Origin of the sequence: Pseudoalteromonas porphyrae (assembly GCF_001298125.1) — a bacterium.
Lineage (GTDB): Bacteria > Pseudomonadota > Gammaproteobacteria > Enterobacterales > Alteromonadaceae > Pseudoalteromonas > Pseudoalteromonas neustonica.
The window spans coordinates 170190-190397 of the sequence record NZ_LHPH01000007.1 but is presented as its reverse complement, the minus strand read 5'-3'; the positions used below and the strand labels follow the sequence as shown (position 1 = coordinate 190397).

Here is a 20208-nt window from a genome sequence, read left to right as displayed (position 1 = left end):
CGATGCTTAGTTTAGCGGGTGTTTATCAAAAAGATTTAACACCCGCTATTCCACATTCTAAATCTATAACTACTTATTGCTTTTTAAGGGTATGTATCATCTTTTGTGCATTTGAATTTTGTGGGTTCAATTGCAAAGATTGCTCATAGTTTGCTATCGCATTAACAGTATCTCCAAAGAGCATGTACGCTTCTGCTAAACTATCAAATGCATTTGCATCATCAGGATATAGATGGCTATAAACCCTAAAAAGCGTTATAGCTACTTGATAGTCCTTGTTACCTAACGCATTATATCCGGCATTATTAATTGCATTAGCTGAAAGCAATTTTGAATCAGGATAGTTTTTTTTCCATGCTTTATATGCCTTTAATGTGCTTATAAAATCAGCGTGTTTTGCTACTTCAAAAGGAAGTTGTTCATCTTTTTCAAGTTTGCGCATCGCACGCTCAGTTAAACCACTCCCAACATTATTTAGTACTAAAAAATATTTATTAGATAAAGGGTTCATTACAACACTTATCTGATTAGGGTTATTATCTACAGCAAACATCCCACCTCCTTGATAATGCATTTTAACGCCTTTTTTGTTTTGAAGGGGATCTTCATATATCAAGTCGTTACCGGATTTTGATAATGTAATCGTCACTATTTGATCAAACTGAGATAAATACCTGCCGAGCATTTTCTCTATTTGATGCTTGGGGGGTTTTGCTGTTGCTGAAATTACACGTGCCCATTTCATTTTTTTTATCGTACTATCAATAAACGCATCTATTGCAGGGTTTCTGTGCTCTGTTGTCGCATTCATAAAAACCATAATGCCTTTACCACCTTGCATTGTTGACATAATATGCCCGCCAGTACCAGTGTTTGAGCCTCCATGCGAGAACCACTCTAAATTACCTTTGGCCTCAAATCTCATCCAACCCGGTGACCACCCACCTATTTTTTTAAGCGTGTGAATATCTGTAGTGGTACGTGCTACGAATGTTGAAATAACCGACGTTACTTTACCTGCTAACGCCTTTTGATATTCAATTGTGAATTTGGCCATGTCTTGTGGCGTACTCCACAGCCCAGATGGTGCTATTTGCGGACAAATTGGTATGCCATCTCTTATAACCTGCTGCTGACGATCATGAACCTTCGCAACATTAGTTAAAAATTGTTTATCTCCATTTTGATACATCGTTGTATTTTTCATACCTAATGGATCAAATAGCATCTTTTGAGCTAATGCTTGCAATGGTTTACCGGTTATATCTTCAATCGCTACTTGTACTATTACATACCCTCCGCCACTGTATTGCCAATCAGTGTCAGGGGCAAATAGCATCGAAATCGGACGTTTATATCGTGGTAACTTTTTACCTTCAAGCACATCTATAAGGGTTGGAATATCATCCCCTAAATGAAAGTCAGCATATCCGCCTTGGCTCATCCCTGCGGTATGCGACAACAACTGCCGAATAGAAAGGTTTTTTGATGACTCAAACACTGATGAAGGCAACGCCCAACGTTTTAAATAGTTACTCACAGGTGTATCTAAATCTAATTTACCTTGCTCTGCGAGCATTGCTGCAATTGTTGCAGTGACAGGTTTTGCAATAGATGCCGTTGAGAAAGCAGTAAATTGATCAATTTTCTGCTTACTTTTAGTATCTTTAACGCCTGCAAAATTAGTATAAATCACTTTATAATCATCAATAACAGCAAAACTTAGCCCAGGTATTTTGTAGTTATCAATAAACTGCTGATAACTATATTCTTCACCTACCGGTGACCTAAAAGTAGTTAATTGATGTGTATTACCAGTTATAGATAGTTGCGTTTTTTGAGTGTTAGCGACACACACACTAGCCACAATTAAACTTAGCGCTGCGCAACATTTACTCAAAGTCATGATAGTTTTTTTAATAGCCATAGGAGCATCTCGTTCTGTAAATTAAACCTCAGTGTGGCGCATTAGCCGCCTTAAATAAGCAACTTATGCATGAACGGCTCGTATAATTCCTCAACACCTCGAATGTTTTCCTTTTTTATTGCTAAGATGGGGAATATAAAAGAGGGAACACAATGCTTAAGTATCAGCTCATATTCGTTTTATTTTTTACAAGCTTCGCTACCTATGCGCAAGAGCCTGATGCTATCTTTGCCGAGCACTATTATTTAATTGATGATGACGATATTGCTTATTCATTACCTATCGTAAACCGCTCTGTGTGGCAAAAAAATACATTTCACGGTATTAAAAATTCAAAAAATATTCGATGGGTGCAAATGGACTTTAATTTTGAAAAAAAGCCCTCGTCTTCGCTAGGTTTGTTTATTAGTATTTTGGGATCGTTTGAGGCTTATTGGGATGGTGTTTTAATCGGTAAAAATGGCCTTGTAGGTGATTCCCAACACACTGAAGTTGCGGGCCTGATCGATAAAATAATGCTGTTGCCTAATACTGCAACTGATAAAGGCACACATACTTTAAGTTTACGTATTTCTAATCAGCGCGTTTCTTCTGAGGTAGATTATGTCTCGTTTACAAGTGCGATAACAGAATATGACTATTTAATACAGCTGCCTTATAAAAAAGCCAGTTTACCGTTGATAATGACCAGCGCCTTACTCTTAATTGCTTTGTACTCATTGATTGTATTTATTACTAGTTACCGCCAACCCAGCTACTTAATATTTAGCATATTATGCTTAAGTATTTTGGTTCTTATTTTTGTAGAATCATGGCGTGGTCTTATGCCTTACCCTTACGATTGGCAAATCCCTCGCTTACAAATAGTTTTAGCATTATCGTGCTTAATTTCACTGCTTTTCACCTGTTTTTTTGCATGGTTTTTTAAATTATCAAAAACAAATCGTACAACATGGCTAGCACTTGTTATTTGCTTGCAAACTGTGTTGTTAATCACGATTGATGGTTATGATAATAGAAGCTTATATGTATTTTTAGTGGGCGTTTTTAGTGCTGTGTGCATTTGTATCAAAGCTATCATTACGCAACAAGCCAATGCAAAATTAATGGTTTTGGGTTTAGCTCTATTCATTGCACCTATTTTTATAAATAGTTATTCATACATGGATCAGTACTTTTTTCTCTCTTTTGCTGGGTTAATCTTTTTAATGCTCTACACCCTTGCACAAACCATGAGTGCTAATACCAAACAACTTGAACAAAGTAAAATTAATGCAAGTCGCCTTGAGCTTGAATTAGTCAAACGTAATCTACAACCTCATTTTATCTTAAACACATTAACAGCTGTTGAAGAGTGGATTGAAGACTCACCTGCAACAGCGGTAAAATTTATCCACGCCTTAGCGGATGAGTTTAGATTTATGGCGCAACTGTCTGCAAAAAAAATAATCAATCTCCAAGATGAAATCGACTTATGTCGTTCCCATTTAAAAGTTATGACATATCGCTCAAATATAAATTACTCCCTAAGAGTGGATATATCTCACCCGAATAACTGCATTCCACCGGGTATTATTTTAACATTAATAGAAAACGCAATTTCGCATAACCATTATCAACAAGGCCATATTACCTTCTTTTTTGAGCAAAAAAATAATGAATAACACGCAGTATTTAACGTTTATCGTCCCTATAAATGCGATTACTCATAATTCAAACAAAAATGCTACACAAGAACGTACACAGAATAAAATAGGCGCTGGTATTGGTAATAAATACATAGCAGCAAGGTTAAATGAAAGCTTTTCTAATCAATGGTCTTTATTGCAGGATATTGAAAAACAACAATGGGTTACAAAAATTTCAACGCCGTTAATAGATTATGACGATCACCGTGCTAATAATAGCAACCTCAAGGATCCCCTATGAAAAAAGTATTAATGGTTGAAGATGAATTTATGGTAGCAAAAAGATTAAAGCGCTTTATTGAGAACGCCTTTGATGAACAAAAAATCGAATTGCATATTTGTACTAATCTTGACGACGCCTACGATTACTTAGCCGATCACCCTATTGATGTTTTGTTTTTAGATTTAAACCTGCAAGGTAAAGATGGTTTTGAGTTATTAAAGCACACCCTCTGTGAGAGCTTCCACACAATTATTGTTTCTGCTAATAGCGATCGAGCGATTGACGCGTTTGATATTGGCGTACTCGATTTTGTAGCGAAGCCATTTACTCAAGAGCGTATTAAAAAGGCAATAAACCGGTTACAACAGCAGCATAATGGGGCTAGCAAATACTTAACCTATAAATATTTAGGAAAAATCGAATTACTTCCAATAGAAGATATTCTCTATATCAAAGCTGACGGCCATTACAGTGTGATTGTAACTAAAGCCCAGCAAAACAGAGGCACTAAACAAATTTTACACGATAAGAATTTAGATAAATTACTCACGTTATTGAGCCCAGACTTTATCCGGATACACCGCTCGTATGTATTGCCAATATCTAACATTAAGGCATTACTCAGTGAAGAAGGCAGCAAATATAACGTGCAACTTCATACCGGTGAACAACTCCCTATAGGCCGTACCAGACTTAGTACCTTAAAGGCTAAAATAAATGGTGAATAACAAAACAGAAATCAAGCTTACAAGAAAGCACATAAAACTGCTCTAAAAGCAGTTTAATGCGCTTTCTTATGATTCTAAAATACTGTTTTATAGCGAGAAAGTACGGCCTATAGACAATACAATACGCTCATCAGCAGTATCGATATCTAAGCTGGTGTTTTCAGCAGCTACTTCAATATCAAAACCTTCAAAGCTGGTTTGATAAGCAAGACGATAATGGTTGTAAGATTTACCATCCGTATCCCAAGCAAACTTATCACCATCGAGTGAGTTTGAAATATCAAAGCTCGCACGTAATGCATGATTAGGCGCAAGTTCAATCGTATGCGCAACCATAGATATTACATGTCCAGCACCTGTGCCAAAGTAATCCCAGCTATACCAAAAATTAAGCTCTGTTTGGCCTAAGTCGCTTGCATAACCAAATTTAGTGTAGGCTTCAAAGTAATTACCTTCGCTTGAGCTACTTTGTCCGTGGTAGCTATAATAGGCTATACCGTAGTCAACGCTCAGCGCATCATTTAACTGCGCATATCGGCCAAAGTACGCATCCCATTCAATGTTTGTATCGTCACCAAAATCAACATTTGATGCCCAAGTACCCGCATACATGCCCGTATCACCAAATGAATAATCAAGGCTACCTTGAAGTGCAGGATCATTTTTCGTTTGGCTTACGCCGTTAAACGTATAATCAGATGCACCTGTTACAGTCGCTGACCAATCAGCTAATACTGATGTTGAAAAAAGGGCAAATGGTAATGCCACTGCTAGTACTATTTTTTGTGTTGTCATGTTAATTCCTTCGCATATTTTTAAACGGCTGCTTAGTTAATATTAGTCAGCGGTTTCAATTTTTGTATAATCAATTTTGTTGTCTTTCGGCGAGCTGTCTATATTACTCACAGTCTTAACTTTGCTGTACGCAATAAACGCAGCACAACCAAAGAACAAACCAATCACTAATGCGCCAACCCACTGAATTTGTAAAAAGTTTAGCTTGAATAACAGGGTTAACAACGATAAAGCCACAACGTTGAATGCTATATATTTAAATTTACCTAAACGTTTCACGGTCAAGTTCATATTGTCTGTGTATAAACGTATTAATGAATCAAGCGAATTGATCACAAACACAACACCTACAAACGCCATAGCAAAGTTTTTCAATCCTGCTGTTGGAATGCCTGCTTCGTGGTACTGATACAGAACACTAAACCACACCGCAATCGGAATTGAAGGGAAAATAAGCATAGCGCCGAGTACTTGGTACGTTTTTAATCCACCGACAAAGCGCGAAGTAAATTGACCAATCATAATGCTCCATGCAAACCACCAAAATAAGTAAAACTCATGGTAATCGTTCAGTGGTAATACAAACTCGTGAATATTGCTAAAGTAGCTACCAATTAATACAAGGTTATCTGTAAACGCAGCTGTTTGAACATCACTGCCCATAAACGCGCCAACCCACATAAAGGCAATTAAGGCGATAAATAACCAAGACGTTGCAATACTTAAAAAACGTACATACTTAATATCGGTGCTTGAATACACCGCAAAGCAAATAGCGGCAAATACAATTAAGTAGAAGGTTGGAATAATGGATTCGCCATCCCCCAGCGCAGGTAAATACCATGGTAGGTTAGAGAGCAATAAAAAGGCTGTAAACGCACATGTACCAATAATGACAACATTATTGATTAATTTCACCCAAGGAATTTCGAAAAATTTAACCTTAGGTTCTATTACACAGAAATAAAAGCACGTAAGAAAGTAAAATCCCCAGATCAGAAAGCCCCAATAACCAAACTCAATGGCCAATGGATTGGCAAACGCATACTCTGGGCTTGCTTTTATGTCTGCATAACCTGCAAACTCAGTAAGTGGAAACATAATCAAGCCAACGTCTAAGCCTGATGTAAATAAAATGGCGATAAAGGTAAAGGTTCTTACGGGGGTAACCCCAACACACTGTACATTTCCCCATTTAACTAAAATTGCAACAATTGCTAATAGAGTGAAAATAATGCCAGCACTAAGCCATAAGGTCATAATTTCCTCCCCAAAATAAATGATAATAGGTCATTCTTACTCCGTGTTTTTAGCCTCGCATTAACGCACCACAAACAACTTATGGTGCGCGCCACTGCGAGCCCCAAAGTGCAACATGCACTCAAGGTGACATTGATACCCAAACCACCTCAAGCAGCGAGCATCGTTGGAGTTAAAAGCGATTTAGGCAAGGCATTGATTGCAAGTAATAGTGGTTCTATTATTAAAATCAACCCCTTATTAAAGTAACCCAGTATAAATCGCTTTTAAACCAACCCGTAGGGCGTTTCACAGGCACTTACTCTCATCGTTGTTACTTCTTAAAAGGGACTGCCATTGTTGCAAAGTAACGCCTTGATATTAAGCCCCTGTGAAACGCTGAATTCAGCTTCTTGAGGTAGTTTGGGTATTTATTAAATCTCCGAGCTACGCTGCACAGTTTGCCATTGTGATTCAATAACAACTTTTGCATGCGATTTACTAAGGGGTGGCTTACCTAAAATTAGGTCTGCCGCTTTTTCTGCCACCATAATAGTTGGCGCATTTAAATTACCATTTGGTACGGTTGGGAAGATTGACGAATCCACCACTCGTAACCCTTTGATACCGTGTACTTGGGTATTTGAGTTAACAACTGCCAGCTCATCTTCGCCCATTTTGCATGAACATGAAGGATGATAAGCACTCTCAACAGCTTGGCGCACAAACGCATCTATTTGCTCATCTGTTTGAATATCTTTACCGGGTTGAATTTCATCATCTCGGTAGTCATCAAATGCATTTTGTTCGATGATTTCTCGCGTTAGGCGAACACACGCTCTAAACCCTTCAATATCATCTTGGTGCTGTAGATAGTTAAATTGAATTTTTGGTGCGACAGTGGGATCGGCTGACTTAATCGTCACTTCACCACGGCTTTTAGGCTTGTTATGACCTACGTGTACTTGAAAACCATGCCCAGCAAATGCACTTTGCCCATCGTAGCGAATTGCAGCAGGTAAAAAGTGATACTGAATATCAGGCCATTCAACACCCGCTTTTGAGCGAATAAATGCACATGATTCAAAATGATTAGTCGCGCCAAGACCACTGCGATTTAATAACCAACGCGCACCAATCAAGCCTTTTGAAATTAAACCTAACTTGCCATTTAAAGTGATTGGCTGTTTACACTTATATTGAAAATAAAACTCTAAATGATCTTGTAGGTTTTGACCCACGCCCGGCAAGTGATGCTTAACCTCAACACCCGCGGCTTTAAGTGTTTCACTATCACCAATACCTGAAAGCTGTAATATATGGGGTGACCCTATTGGCCCCGCACTTAAGATGACCTCTTTACTCGCTTTGGCTTTAACTTTATGACCATTAACACTGTATTGAACGCCTGTGGCTTTTTTACCATCAAGCAATACTTTTTCCGCTAATGCACCCGTTATCACCACTAAGTTTTTACGTGATTTAACCGGATCTAAATACTCTCGACTTGCAGAGCTGCGCACGCCATCTTTTACCGTCATGTGCATAGGGCCAAAACCCTCTTGCTGTGAGGCGTTATAATCGTCCGTTTTGGCGTAACCAGCTTGCTGGCCTGCTTTTATAAACGCTTTATAAAGCGGGTTAGCCATTTCGTTACCGTTATTAACACCCAGCGGGCCGTTATCACCACGGTAACCATTTTTTCCTAAATAAAAGGACTCTGCTTTTTGAAAATACGGTAAACACGACTGATAATCCCAGCCTTGCGCGCCATGTTGCTGCCATTCGTCAAAGTCTTTAGCGTGACCACGTACATACACCATGCCATTTATAGACGACGAGCCGCCTAATACTTTACCGCGAGGGCAATGCATTGTGCGGTTATCTAAAAATGGTTCTGCGTCGGTATGAAACTGCCACGCGTATTTATCTGAGTTCATAGGGATAGAAAGTGCTGTAGGCATTTTAATAAAAATACTCTTATCGCTGCCGCCAGTTTCAAGCAGTAAAACGCGTTTAGATTTATCTTCAGATAAACGATTAGCCAGCACACAGCCTGCAGAACCTGCACCCACTATGATGTAATCATATGTTTGTGCAGTCATTAAAACGGGCTCTCTATATCAGTCATACCTACGTAAATAGATTTAGTTTGCGTATAGTGATCAAGTGTTTCAATACCATTCTCGCGGCCAATACCTGATTGCTTATAGCCACCAACAGGCATTTCTGCCGGTGAGTTACCGTAGCTGTTAATCCAACAAATACCCGCTTGCATTTGATGAATAACACGGTGTGCGCGTTTAATATCTTTGGTAAACACGCCAGCTGCTAAGCCTAAGTGCGTGTCGTTAGCGCGGCGAATAACGTCGTCTTCATCTTCAAAGACAAGCACGCTCATTACGGGGCCAAAAATTTCTTCTTTAACAATTGTCATATCGTCGGTGCAATCGGTAAAGACTGTCGGCGCAACAAAGTAACCATTTGGCGCAGACTCAGGCCTAAGTGCCTTGCCGCCAGTTAATAGCGTTGCACCTTCACTGATGCCTTTCTCAATATAACCCATCACTAAGTTGTGATGATTTTTTGAAATAAGCGCACCAAAATTAACGCTAGGATCGAGTGGATCACCGGCAACAATGTTTTGCTCAGTACGGGTTTTTAGCTCATCAATAAATTGTTGATAAACACTCTTGTGCACATAAATACGCGTACAGTTAGTACAAATTTCACCTTGCGTATAAAAATTGCCTAGCATAGCAGCGCTCACTGCTTGTGATATATCAGCATCTTCAAATACTAATAATGGCGACTTACCACCAAGCTCCATGGTTACATCTTTAAGTGTACCAGCTGCACTAGCTACAACCTTTTTACCTGTGCCCACTTCGCCAGTAAACGAGACTTTTTCAATATCAGGGCTGTGCGTTAACCATTGACCAACTTCTGCTGCACCTTGCACAACATTAAATACGCCTGCGGGTACGCCTGCTTCTGTAAATATTTCAGCCAATTTAATCGCGCCAAGTGGTGTTTCTTCAGATGGCTTAAAAATAAGTGCGTTACCAGCAGCAAGTGCCGGCCCTGACTTCCAACATGCAATTTGAAGCGGGTAATTCCACGCACCAATACCTGCGCAAATACCTAATGGCTCTTTACGGGTGTAAAAAAAGTCCTCGCCCACCATTTGTTGCTGACCGACTTGTGCGGGTGCTAGCCCTGCAAAATATTCAATGACATCGGCACCTGTTTGCACATCAACACATTCAGCCTCTTGCCAAGGTTTACCCGTATCCAGCACTTCAATTTTTGCAAGTAAATCATTGCGCTCACGTAGTAAAGCAACTGCTTTTAATAAAATGCGACTACGTTCAATGGGTGCCATGGCTGACCAAACAGCAAACCCTTGCTTAGCGCTTTCAATCGCGGCGTTTTGTACAAAACTATCAGCGACTTCTACATGATAAATTACTTCATCAGTTGCAGGGTTTTTAACCGCGAATGTTTCACCGCTTTGGTTTTTTAAGAAATCACCGTTAATAAAATTTTGGTAAACTGGCGTTGTCACATTAAGCTCCATACTGCTTGATTAGTGAACGTACAAAGTTTTTAGCTAAGTGCTCACAATGTTCAAATTGATCTTGATCAGACTTACTTAGTACAGCTCGTAACCATAAGCCATCAATCATGGCAGCACTTAGTTCAGCTGCTAATTTGGCGTCGTCAATACTCATTAACTGTTTAAATGAGCTGGTTAAATTACTAAAAAGTCGTCGGCTATTTACATTCTGTAAACGATGTAATTCAACATCGTGCATTGATTGCGCCCAAAAACTTAACCACGTTTTGGTGGTGTCGCTTTGCTGCTGTAAGCGCGCAAAGTTGGCTTCGATGATAAGCATCAGCCTTTGTTCGGGCGTCGTTGTAGATGTTAACCGTTCAATTAATACCTGCTTTAAGTTAGTTAACAAGTAGCGCACAGTTGCTTCAATCAGGCCCTGTTTACCACCAAAGTAATGGCTAATAATACCCGACGACAAACCGGCTTTTTGGCTTATGCTATTAATCGTCGTTGCTTGTAATCCACGCTCAGCAACAGACTCTATTGTGGCGTCTATTAACTGTTGACGACGAACAGGTTCCATTCCAACTTTAGGCATATTTTTTATTAATTGAACGTTCAATAAAAATAAAGGTTAAAGTAATAGAACTGATAATTCAAGGTTGACAAGCTGTGAATGAACAAAGGGTGGTATAGGAAAGTTAAGCTAAGTCACTGTATTAGCATTTATAAATCGACTTAGAAAAAAGGTTTAAAAAAGTCAAAAATAATTGCTATTTTTATTAATATGTCGCGAAATGCAGCAATAATGCTCATAGTGCAAGTAACCCGAGTTCTGGTTAAATAAATTCACACCAGGAGTTTGATAACGTCTGCTTGTGATAAATTTATAATGATTTTCATCGTATTTCTATTGTAGTGGTGAATTGTAGTGGAGATAGAGTGTACGAAAAGATCACTCGCGTTGTGCTTTAAATGAATTTTCCTTGAGCTTATTTAATATCATTTCCATTGTAGGTATTTGTTAGGTTCTAACACCTGTGGTTCGGACACTTTCACATATCGCCAGCATAAACAGAGCAATATGATGTTTGTGCCCTTATGCAAAAATGTTATTAGGGCGTGTTGACCTTTATGGATTGAAATTTGTTCAATCTAGGGGCGATTTAATCGCGGCGCGAGGTTTGCAATCGAGTGGGCTCGATAACTGCTCCTGCGTTATTCTACTGGCTCACACCCATGTGAGAATAAGTAAAAACCGAGCAAAACACAGTTACCTCGCTTGATGACGGCCGCAACAGCTATTTTTTACAGCTTCACAATCCATAGCCCACTCTTTGTATTAGTTATTAATAACAGCTTTTAGCTTATTAAGTGCTGAAACTGAAAACCCACGGTCATAAAAGTAAATAATTGTTCCATCGCTATCCAGTAGCACTACTCGAGTATTATTTGGGTTTTCGTTACCCGTGAAAGCTTGTACTGCATCTCCATCTTTATAAATTGTGATAACTCCACCCCACAATTCTTTTGGGATACCCTTTCTCATACCGTTATCTATCAGTGTGCTAAACATGCGCGGCGCCATACCTTGAATTGTTGGTAACTCATAAGTAGGTATTGTTACACCAGTCATATCAAGACCTATTAACCAGCGGTCAATATCAAACTGACTATCTTGTTTATAGCCTATCAATAGTAAACTAAGTTGTTCGTTAAAATCAGTGGGGATCGTTATCCGCTTCTTCTCTAAATTTTCACCGCTTACAATTGGGAACTGTTGACCACTCACGTCTTGGTTTGGGTATTGACTTGAGCAGCCAGTCAATACCATGAATACAAAAGTAATAATTAATAATCTAAACATATGCACGTCTCTTTTTGTTTATTATTCAACCTGTAATTTTAAGGCGTTTAAGTGATAATTTTTATACATATACGCTAAAGCAACAATAAAAGATTCATTATCCTTCAATCAACGTTGTGATTTGTAATACTTTGCTAAAATCGCATCAGCCAATTCATTGTGTATCAATCGCATAGGTATTATTCAAAGCAGTGACTAGCTGGCCGCTTTCTATTGTTACCTTACGACTTTAATAAAATGCTAAAACAGGTGATTATTGTGTTAAATAAATGCTACATTCAAACTTAGTTAATAGCACTTATAGCTTAAGATAATTTTTAAAGAGAGAGTATTTACTTATGTCACAGCGTTCATCTGTGCGTTTTAAACACATAAAAATTGCATTGTTGTTTTTAATTAGCTCGGTGTGTGTCACATTTACTCTACATGCCAAGGCACAAATTGTGATTGGTATCGTCGGGAAAACAAAAAATGACAGCTTTTATATACAATCATTTAAGGGTTGTCTAAAGTTTGCAGAATCAATGCCTGATGTTACCTGCGTATATGATGGCCCTGACGATTATCAAGATATTCGAACGCAATCACTCATTATTCAGGACTTAGTAAAAGATGAGATCGACGGTTTACTCTTAGCAACGACGGATTCGGATTACTTAGTAAGCAGGGTATTAAAGGATCTTGATAGACAAAATATCCCCGTGATCACTTTTGACTCAGATCTACTGCCTAAAGATCATCAATATAGGCTTGCGTATGTTGGTACAAACAATTTTGAGTTTGGTGTTGCACTTGGTAATCAAATTAAATTATTTGCGAAAGATTCTCCCCTAAATACCGTGTGTATTCAATCTGGCCATCAAACAACACCTAATCTCAATGAGCGGATCGCTGGTGTAAGATTTGCACTTTCAGGCAAAAGTGAGAAACGACTATCAGGTGAAAATGGTTGGGATGAGTTTAGCCGCTGCCCTTTATACAGTTTAGGAAAAAGGGGGACTTCCTTGGAGCAGTTAAAAAACGTATTAAAAATGAAGCACCCCCCTCTTTTCTTGGCTGTTGCAGGGTTTGCTCAGTTCAACTCTGATTACATTAAATCAGTACAATCGCATAAAAGCAGGATAGAATCTGGTAATGTCGTCATTATTTCAGCAGATACTGAAGAGGTGCAGTTACGAGCTTTAAAGCAAGGTCTATCGCAATCTAATATTGGTCAAAATCCATTTGAAATGGGTCGCTTAAGCGCAGAGTTAATGTACAACTTTATTGTGAATGATAAGAAACCTGAAAAGCCTTTCTACTACTTAGATTTTCACTATTGCACTAAGAGAAATGTAGATACTTGCACTAAAAATTATTAAACACTCAAACAGAAGACTTTTAAAATGAAACGTATTTTTACGTAAAAACAGCATCTAGATTGCAAATTATTATTTATAAACCACACAATTACGGCCTTTTTCTTTTGCTAAATAAAGATTTACATCTGCCGCTTTTAAAAGTTCAGAAAGACTAGAATCAGTTGATGTCGAAACACCAATACTCACTGTAACATGGATGTTATCTTTGCCATGGGTAACGTATTCGGCCGCTACTTTCGATCTAATTTCCTCAGCTTTAATAACAGCAAGTTCAGGTGTTACATTTTCCATTAAAATACAAAATTCTTCTCCTCCAATTCTAAATACACTATTTCGATTTGTAGCTGAGGTCAAGCCTTGCGCTATTTTCTTCAACACTTCATCACCAAATGGGTGACCGTATGAGTCATTAACATTTTTAAAATAATCAATATCCAAAAGCGCTAAACTAACTGGTTGGCTTTTATTTAATTGGGAGTACGTTTTGGTTAAACTAAGTCGATTAAAAGCCCCTGTTAACGGGTCTTTTAATGCTAGTGTACGCAGCGCTTTCTCTGAGTTTGCGCGTGATGTCTCATATGTATGAGAAATCCCCCAAACAAGAAGGTAACTAAAAGCAAAGTTCAATAACGGTGATGTGTAAAACGTCTCTGTTTTAAAATAGATAATAGTGATTTGAGCAACAAAGTAAAAACCACTTAAAACAATCCCAAAACGCTTACCTAATAAAAGATAAAACACAATTGGCAGAGCGAGCGCCCACATTAAAAGGTATGACACTAGTGGTGCCATATGTGCGCCACTTGCAATAAGCCCAACGAGTGAATACACATACAGCTGCTTTGACCAGTGCAAGCTGTCTGTTTTACTCGCGTTTAAATATAAACCAAGTGAAAAAAAGGCGTAAAGACATTGCATACCCCCATAGATAAAATGTTGGCCGATAAAGATATTAAGGAGCCCCAAACCCAAAGCGAGCAATAAAGTGACACTTGTCATACCCCTTATTACTTTAAGTCTGAGCCTTAACGTGTAATCAAGATCAAACGTATCCATAACAGCCATTTTTAACATTCTTTATAGTCATTGTATTAATAAAGTAATTAGATAACATAGGGACAAAACAATCCAGAAAATAATAGGATAACTTACATGTGTACGCGTATTTTTAACAGTCTAAACCCAGATTTTCCAGTAACAGCTAGAAATATGGATTGGTTTGCAGGCGTAAATGCTTTTTTATACACTTTTCCGGTCGGATTAAAACGTATCGGCTTCATACCTGAAGATACGGATCAATTTAAAGTACCCCAAAGGCAAATACTCAAGTGGAAATCTCATTACTCAAGTATTGCAACTGTAATGGGTGATAAACGAATGGGCACAGCTGATGGCATTAATTCGGCAGGCCTCGTGGTCAATGCTTTATACGATACAGGAGCAGATTACATACCTATACGCGCAGACAATAGTTCGCCTTTGCTGAATAAACGCCAAACTGAGCACTCCCCTCTTGAAGAAAGTAAAAAAGTATTAAGTGTGCTCAGTTGGGCGCAGTTCACACTCGATAAATTCGGATGTGTCAAAGCTGCTGCAAAGTACTTCAGAAAACAAAAAATTCAAATTGTAGAAGAGAATGTTCCTGATGGTTTAGGGAAATCAACCCCCGCAACACTTCACCTTTGTTTATCAGACAAAACCGGAAACTCCGCCATAATTGAAGTCAATAATAACGCATTCGTTGTGTATGAAAGCGAAAAATTTAGAGTTGCCACTAATGAACCTAATTACAAAACCCAACTAGAAATAAATCAGTATTGGCAGTACATGTGGGGCAAGGCTGAGACGCCCAACTCTCGACCTCTTTACACCGTGCCTGGTGGCGTTTCTTCAACCCAAAACTTTGAGCGAGCTTCTTTTTACATATCACTTAGCGAACCCGTTAATTCAACAATAAAAGCCGTATCACAAACACGCTCAATGGTTGCAGCCTGCGCTGTACCACATGGATTTAATCCAAGAAGTGCAAGTATTAGCTCAAGCACTATTTGGTCAAACGTTAGTGATCAAGCAAGTGGCACCTATTATTTCTTAAATATGTGTAACATGGCACAAGTTTGGCTAGATTTTTCCACTGAAATTACAACATGTCAGCGAGTCCAAGTAATGACACTTGAAGGTGAAGAGCTTATTGAGCAGCCGCCTATTTTTGGCAACTTAAACGACAAATGCACAGTAACAAACGATCCATACGCAAGGGCTAAAAAAGCCTAGGGCGTGTTGACCTTTCGTAATTAATTTTGCAGCAGTCTATTTGGTAGTTAGGCAAGGCAGAGCCTATGGTGTGTGGTTGTTCCCCATAAATAGGCGAAACGCAGTATAAATGCCAAACATGCGTTACCCAAAGGGCTCTTCCTAGGGGCAATTAACTCTTTGTTACCTACACGGATGTAGGAAAGGGGCGTAAGAAGGGCGCACAAGCTTTGCTCGGTTTTTACTTATTCTCACATGGATGTGAGCCAGTAGAATAACGCAGGAGCAGTTATCGAGCCCACTCGATTGCAAACCTCGCGCCGCGATTAAATCCCCCCTAGCTTGAACGAATTTCAATCTACAAAGGTCACCCAACATTAAATACACCATATATAACAAAAAGTTAACTCCAACGTTATTTCGTTCATGCTTAACACTGGCTACAGGCAACAACCTTATTACGCCCTCTATTTTTAGCTAAATATAAATTCGCATCGCACTGTTTTAACCAATCTTTCCTGTGTTTATTACAAACAAGTTCGCATACACCAATACTGACCGTTAATTCGCCCTCAGGAAGTAATTTACTCTTTTGCACATGGCTGCGTATCTGTTCTGCCGCTTGTATTGCTTGGTTTTCATCCGCACTGTGCAATAAAATTAGAAACTCTTCACCTCCTAAGCGAAATAATATATCGTTGCTGTTCGAGTTTGCTTTCATTATAGCTGCAAAGCCTTTTAAAACTTCATCACCTACGTCATGTCCATATTGATCATTTACCTTTTTAAAATGGTCAAGATCCAACATTAAAATTGACATAGGGGCTTTCTCGCATTGATTTATAAAGATGGCATTTTCTAAAGAGTCACTAAGTAAAAAGCGATTGTTTAGACCCGTTAATACATCTGTTATAGATAACCTATGTAGCTGAGCATGCTGTAGGGCGATTTCTTTAAGAGTTAAATAAGCAAAAATACTAATGCTAATTAACACAGCATAAAAACGCGCAAATACATCAGGTGATAAATTATACCAACCGAATGGCAAAATTATGGCTAAATAAACAATGTTCGCTAATCGCGCTAAATACAGCGGCAAAACAAAATAACAAGTTAAAACAGCTGGGTATGCCCAAAACGATGCTGTGACACCCCATACATTAATTGCAGCAAGTGAACAGCCTGCCATTATTGGCATCGTCGCAAATAAGTTTAATGGCAGGCTATAGGTCCCTTTAAAACACAATACGGCATTAAAAGTGCAAAATAAAATAGCAATAACCCCCAGAAAACCCATGCCATTTTTAATCACATAAAAATCATACACAGTAAAAGGGGCTATTGCTATTACACTAACGAGGGACACATTTAAGGCTGACTTCAAGAGAAATTCAGGGTGCTTAGAGGTATGATTTACTCTCTTCATCCGGGATATATCCTAATAAAAAATATGTACCCAAAAACTTAAATTCAGGAAGACAAACTTCATGCTTATTCTAAATTGTATTTTTTTAGAATTACTGCCAATTTCCCTGACTTTTTAATATTTAAAAATGCCTTTTCAAATTTTTTTATTTGTAACTTTGACACCGATGTTTTACTAAATGCAAAATAAACAGGCTCAGAATTAATTACAAATGGGCTAATTGTCACTTTCATAAAATCTGGATTGTTTTGCACTTGATAAACGATGTTATATTTTTCTTCTAAAAAGCCAGAAATACGCCCATGGCGTAACAAATCCAGTTTTAATTGGTTATCTGGTACGTAAATAAATCGCTCATCGGTATCTTGCTCTTCTATAAAACGTTTTTCAAATGTACTACCGTAATAAGCACCACGTTGAATTGCTATTGGTGCATCAAGTTCAAATAAACTACTTACAGTATTTATGCTGTAAGAACGTTCTGCATTCATAGCAAATACAATATTCTCCTGCTTTTGAGGGCCTATAAAATAAGCAAAACGCATACGTTGCGCCGTTTTAGACACGCTAAGCATTAGGTCCACTTCGCCATTTTCGAGCATTTTTAATGAACGCCCCCAAGGAATACTTACAAAGCGATACTCACAGCCAGCCTCATCAAGCAATGCTTTTGCAAAATCAACATCAAGTCCATGCCAGGTTAAGTCTTCATTTTGATGCGATTGTGCGGCATAATTTTCAAAGCGAACAATAATCTGGCACGTGTTCTCAGCTGAATAACTTACATTACTAAACATCGCACAGGACAACACAGCAATAATTAAATACTTCACATAATATGCTCTCAAAGAAGCGATATGATAAGTTTAGTTTATTTAATCAGCATCGCCACTACATACTTTGCTATCTAGTTTATAATTGCTTAAATGTTTACTGGCCTAAAAAGCGACTTTTTAAGTGCTATTTAAGTGCTGTAAAAAACACGTATTAATTTTTATCATCCCTAAAAATTCGGATAATAAGAGACAACCAATTACCGCTTATTATTCCTAACAAAAAGCATTAAATTTTAAACTCTTTTAACTAAATAAAAAGTACTTGAAGGCTCTGTTTTTAACTTGCTATCAAACCAATACACTTCTATAGTCTGCAGATTATCACTCCCTAATTTTTGAACTGCTTTGTCTAAAAAATCTCACGTACCTGCTAGCCCTTTTGGAGAGCTATTAGGCTATGCACTTGGTAATGTTGCTGTTTATTCGTCTGACTACGACAGTGCTGATGAAACAGCCTACCCAAATAGGAGTGCCTACAGAAGTTATCTCGATGGCATTTACATGGGCTATAAATGGCAATGTGTTGAATTTGCGCGCCGCTGGATGTATCTCAATCACGGCTATATATTTGATGACATTGCAATGGCTTATGATATTTTTGAGCTACGCTCGGTGCGTGATATAAACAGCCAAACTAGACTTCCTTTGCATGCATTTCGTAATGGCGCAAAACACCACCCAACAGTGGGAAGTTTACTCATTTGGGAAGAAGGCGGAGAGTTTGAAGAAACAGGTCATGTTGCTGTTATAGTTGAAGTCCATACAGATAAAATTCGCCTAGCAGAACAAAATGTTGGCCATCAAGTATGGCCGCAGGGCCAGCAATGGTGCCGTGAGCTCAAAGCTAAAATCACACAGCAAGGTGACTACTGGATTGAGTGTTCTTACAGCGATGCCACTATTTTAGGCTGGATGACACAAACTGATCAGAGCGAATTTAGCGAGCCAACGCCTGAAGTAAGTACAGATCTATTTGCTATCAAACCTCAACATGCAACTGACTCTGGACAGGCCAAAAAGTCATGGCTTAACATTGCTAATGACGACGAAGCCGCCTACGTAGATATGATGCAAGGCCATAAACTAACTTCAGTAAGTGCAGATCAACATCATTACTTTGCTATATCAAATACTGCACAACAAACGATTGAACATGCCACCAATGAGTTACATGGCTTATTTATGCATGCTACAGATTATGTGTTGCAGCACCCTGAATTATTAAAAAAGTTTAATTTACCTGATGTCGTACTCAATAAAATTCGCCAATCATGGGATAATCGCTTAAACCAACTGATCACCAGCCGGTTTGATTTTGCACTCACACCTGCCGGATTAAAAGTATATGAATACAACTGTGACTCCGCGTCATGCTATATGGAAAGCGGTAAAATACAGGGTAAATGGGCTAAACATTTTGGTGTTAAAACAGGTGTTGATGCAGGCCATGATCTCTTTAAAGATTTAGTTAAAGCATGGCGAAAAAGTGAAGTAAAAGGCCTTATACATATTTTACAAGATGACGAACCAGAAGAGCATTATCACGCGTTATTTATGAAAGAAGCTATTGAAGCTGCTGGTTTTGAATGCAAAGTAATTATTGGTTTAAAGAGTTTACGCTGGGATGATTCCGGCAATATAGTTGATGCTGATGGTGAAAAGCTCAACTTTGTCTGGAAAACATGGTCATGGGAAACTGCATTAGATCAAATTAGGCAAGAGTGTGAAGCAGATCAATCCCAAGGGGATGATTTTGAACCTCAGTGGCAAGCGGGTAAAGCGCCACGTTTAGTTGATGTACTGCTGCGTAAAAACGTCATGGTGTTTGAGCCACTTTGGACCTTGATCCCAAGTAATAAAGCGATTTTACCTGTGTTATGGAGCTTATTTCCAAACCATCGATTTTTACTCAATACTGCATTTGCTCTAAATGATGAATTATTACAAACAGGTTATGTAGTTAAACCGATCGTTGGCCGATGCGGTGCTAATATTCAACTCGTTGATGAACAACAGCAAGTCATAGAAAAAACCGTGGGTCATTTTGCCGCACAAGATCAAATATACCAGCAACTATTTGCACTGCCTAAAGTTGGTGACTACTTTGTACAGATATGTAGTTTTACCGCCGCAGGGAAATACGCAGGTACTGGGGTACGCGTTGATAAAAGTATGATTATAAATGGCCAGAGCGATTGTATGGCACTACGTGTTAGTGATGATAGCCTTTATATCTCGTAAACAATTAAAGTTCGTAACCCCCAAGTATACAAAAGAGCATCAGGTAAAGTCCCCTGATACTC

At 38.5% G+C, this 20208-nt stretch carries 16 protein-coding genes; 6 read left to right on the top strand and 10 right to left on the bottom strand.

Annotated elements, in window-relative coordinates; all coding sequences use genetic code 11:
• Nucleotides 1-73: 73 nt before the first annotated feature.
• Complete coding sequence (locus ADS77_RS07855; RefSeq protein ID WP_054453797.1) at nucleotides 74-1927, bottom strand: serine hydrolase; 1854 nt, start codon at nucleotides 1925-1927, stop codon at nucleotides 74-76.
• A 152-nt stretch (nucleotides 1928-2079) separates the two neighbouring features.
• Between ADS77_RS07855 and ADS77_RS07850 the strand changes: the two genes are divergently transcribed.
• From ADS77_RS07850 to ADS77_RS07840, 3 genes are read left to right on the top strand one after another with little or no spacing between them, the layout of a single operon-like run.
• Nucleotides 2080-3591: a histidine kinase gene (locus ADS77_RS07850; protein WP_054453795.1), complete on the top strand. Its 1512-nt coding sequence runs from the start codon at nucleotides 2080-2082 to the stop codon at nucleotides 3589-3591.
• Complete coding sequence (locus ADS77_RS07845; RefSeq protein WP_054453793.1) at nucleotides 3584-3856, top strand: hypothetical protein; 273 nt, start codon at nucleotides 3584-3586, stop codon at nucleotides 3854-3856. The genes ADS77_RS07850 and ADS77_RS07845 overlap by 8 nt, the downstream gene beginning before the upstream one ends.
• Nucleotides 3853-4566, top strand: a complete 714-nt coding sequence (locus tag ADS77_RS07840; protein ID WP_054203423.1) for a LytR/AlgR family response regulator transcription factor — start codon at nucleotides 3853-3855, stop codon at nucleotides 4564-4566. The genes ADS77_RS07845 and ADS77_RS07840 overlap by 4 nt, the downstream gene beginning before the upstream one ends.
• Nucleotides 4567-4653: 87 nt before the next feature.
• On the opposite strand, the gene ADS77_RS07835 is transcribed toward ADS77_RS07840, so the two are convergent.
• The 6 genes from ADS77_RS07835 to ADS77_RS07810 form a co-directional block, all read right to left on the bottom strand.
• Nucleotides 4654-5361, bottom strand: a complete 708-nt coding sequence (locus ADS77_RS07835; RefSeq protein ID WP_054203424.1) for a TorF family putative porin — start codon at nucleotides 5359-5361, stop codon at nucleotides 4654-4656.
• A gap of 42 nt (nucleotides 5362-5403) precedes the next feature.
• Nucleotides 5404-6621, bottom strand: coding sequence for a choline transporter (locus ADS77_RS07830; RefSeq protein ID WP_054203425.1), 1218 nt, complete (start codon nucleotides 6619-6621; stop codon nucleotides 5404-5406).
• A 413-nt stretch (nucleotides 6622-7034) separates the two neighbouring features.
• Nucleotides 7035-8705: a choline dehydrogenase gene (gene betA / locus ADS77_RS07825; RefSeq protein WP_054453791.1), complete on the bottom strand. Its 1671-nt coding sequence runs from the start codon at nucleotides 8703-8705 to the stop codon at nucleotides 7035-7037.
• Nucleotides 8705-10168: a betaine-aldehyde dehydrogenase gene (betB, locus tag ADS77_RS07820; protein ID WP_054453930.1), complete on the bottom strand. Its 1464-nt coding sequence runs from the start codon at nucleotides 10166-10168 to the stop codon at nucleotides 8705-8707. The genes betA and betB overlap by 1 nt, the downstream gene beginning before the upstream one ends.
• Nucleotide 10169: 1 nt before the next feature.
• The gene (betI, locus tag ADS77_RS07815) at nucleotides 10170-10760 is read right to left on the bottom strand and encodes a transcriptional regulator BetI (protein WP_054203427.1); all 591 of its coding nucleotides are present in this window, start codon (nucleotides 10758-10760) and stop codon (nucleotides 10170-10172) included.
• A 744-nt stretch (nucleotides 10761-11504) separates the two neighbouring features.
• Nucleotides 11505-12029 carry a hypothetical protein gene (locus ADS77_RS07810; RefSeq protein ID WP_054203428.1) on the bottom strand — a complete coding sequence of 175 codons (525 nt, stop codon included), beginning with the start codon at nucleotides 12027-12029 and terminating at the stop codon, nucleotides 11505-11507.
• Nucleotides 12030-12367: 338 nt separating this feature from the next.
• Here ADS77_RS07810 and ADS77_RS07805 point away from each other — a divergent pair, with 338 nt between their 5' ends.
• Entirely contained in the window at nucleotides 12368-13390 is a 1023-nt protein-coding gene (locus ADS77_RS07805) for a substrate-binding domain-containing protein (RefSeq protein WP_054453789.1), read from the top strand.
• 69 nt (nucleotides 13391-13459) lie between these two features.
• Here the strand turns inward: ADS77_RS07805 and ADS77_RS07800 are convergent, their stop codons facing one another.
• Nucleotides 13460-14455 (bottom strand): GGDEF domain-containing protein, encoded by a 996-nt coding sequence (locus tag ADS77_RS07800; RefSeq protein WP_054453787.1) that lies wholly within the window; start codon nucleotides 14453-14455, stop codon nucleotides 13460-13462.
• 87 nt (nucleotides 14456-14542) lie between these two features.
• On the opposite strand from ADS77_RS07800, the gene ADS77_RS07795 reads away from it, so the two are divergent.
• The gene (locus ADS77_RS07795) at nucleotides 14543-15664 is read left to right on the top strand and encodes a linear amide C-N hydrolase (RefSeq protein WP_054453785.1); all 1122 of its coding nucleotides are present in this window, start codon (nucleotides 14543-14545) and stop codon (nucleotides 15662-15664) included.
• 409 nt (nucleotides 15665-16073) lie between these two features.
• Here ADS77_RS07795 and ADS77_RS07790 read toward each other — a convergent pair whose 3' ends face one another.
• Entirely contained in the window at nucleotides 16074-17069 is a 996-nt protein-coding gene (locus ADS77_RS07790) for a GGDEF domain-containing protein (protein WP_082355631.1), read from the bottom strand.
• A gap of 65 nt (nucleotides 17070-17134) precedes the next feature.
• The gene (locus ADS77_RS07785) at nucleotides 17135-17902 is read right to left on the bottom strand and encodes a substrate-binding periplasmic protein (RefSeq protein ID WP_231658954.1); all 768 of its coding nucleotides are present in this window, start codon (nucleotides 17900-17902) and stop codon (nucleotides 17135-17137) included.
• A gap of 348 nt (nucleotides 17903-18250) precedes the next feature.
• Here ADS77_RS07785 and gss point away from each other — a divergent pair, with 348 nt between their 5' ends.
• Nucleotides 18251-20146 (top strand): bifunctional glutathionylspermidine amidase/synthase, encoded by a 1896-nt coding sequence (gene gss, locus ADS77_RS07780; protein ID WP_054453782.1) that lies wholly within the window; start codon nucleotides 18251-18253, stop codon nucleotides 20144-20146.
• The last annotated feature ends 62 nt before the right edge of the window (nucleotides 20147-20208 follow it).

Excerpts from the sequence above, each read along its gene's own strand:
- ADS77_RS07855 (WP_054453797.1), bottom strand. The coding sequence starts at position 1,927 with ATGGCTATTAAAAAAACTATCATGACTTTGAGTAAATGTTGCGCAGCG.
- ADS77_RS07850 (WP_054453795.1), top strand. The coding sequence starts at position 2,080 with ATGCTTAAGTATCAGCTCATATTCGTTTTATTTTTTACAAGCTTCGCT.
- ADS77_RS07845 (WP_054453793.1), top strand. The coding sequence starts at position 3,584 with ATGAATAACACGCAGTATTTAACGTTTATCGTCCCTATAAATGCGATT.
- ADS77_RS07840 (WP_054203423.1), top strand. The coding sequence starts at position 3,853 with ATGAAAAAAGTATTAATGGTTGAAGATGAATTTATGGTAGCAAAAAGA.
- ADS77_RS07835 (WP_054203424.1), bottom strand. The coding sequence starts at position 5,361 with ATGACAACACAAAAAATAGTACTAGCAGTGGCATTACCATTTGCCCTT.
- ADS77_RS07830 (WP_054203425.1), bottom strand. The coding sequence starts at position 6,621 with ATGACCTTATGGCTTAGTGCTGGCATTATTTTCACTCTATTAGCAATT.
- betA (WP_054453791.1), bottom strand. The coding sequence starts at position 8,705 with ATGACTGCACAAACATATGATTACATCATAGTGGGTGCAGGTTCTGCA.
- betI (WP_054203427.1), bottom strand. The coding sequence starts at position 10,760 with ATGCCTAAAGTTGGAATGGAACCTGTTCGTCGTCAACAGTTAATAGAC.
- ADS77_RS07810 (WP_054203428.1), bottom strand. The coding sequence starts at position 12,029 with ATGTTTAGATTATTAATTATTACTTTTGTATTCATGGTATTGACTGGC.
- ADS77_RS07805 (WP_054453789.1), top strand. The coding sequence starts at position 12,368 with ATGTCACAGCGTTCATCTGTGCGTTTTAAACACATAAAAATTGCATTG.
- ADS77_RS07800 (WP_054453787.1), bottom strand. The coding sequence starts at position 14,455 with ATGGCTGTTATGGATACGTTTGATCTTGATTACACGTTAAGGCTCAGA.
- ADS77_RS07795 (WP_054453785.1), top strand. The coding sequence starts at position 14,543 with ATGTGTACGCGTATTTTTAACAGTCTAAACCCAGATTTTCCAGTAACA.
- ADS77_RS07790 (WP_082355631.1), bottom strand. The coding sequence starts at position 17,069 with ATGAAGAGAGTAAATCATACCTCTAAGCACCCTGAATTTCTCTTGAAG.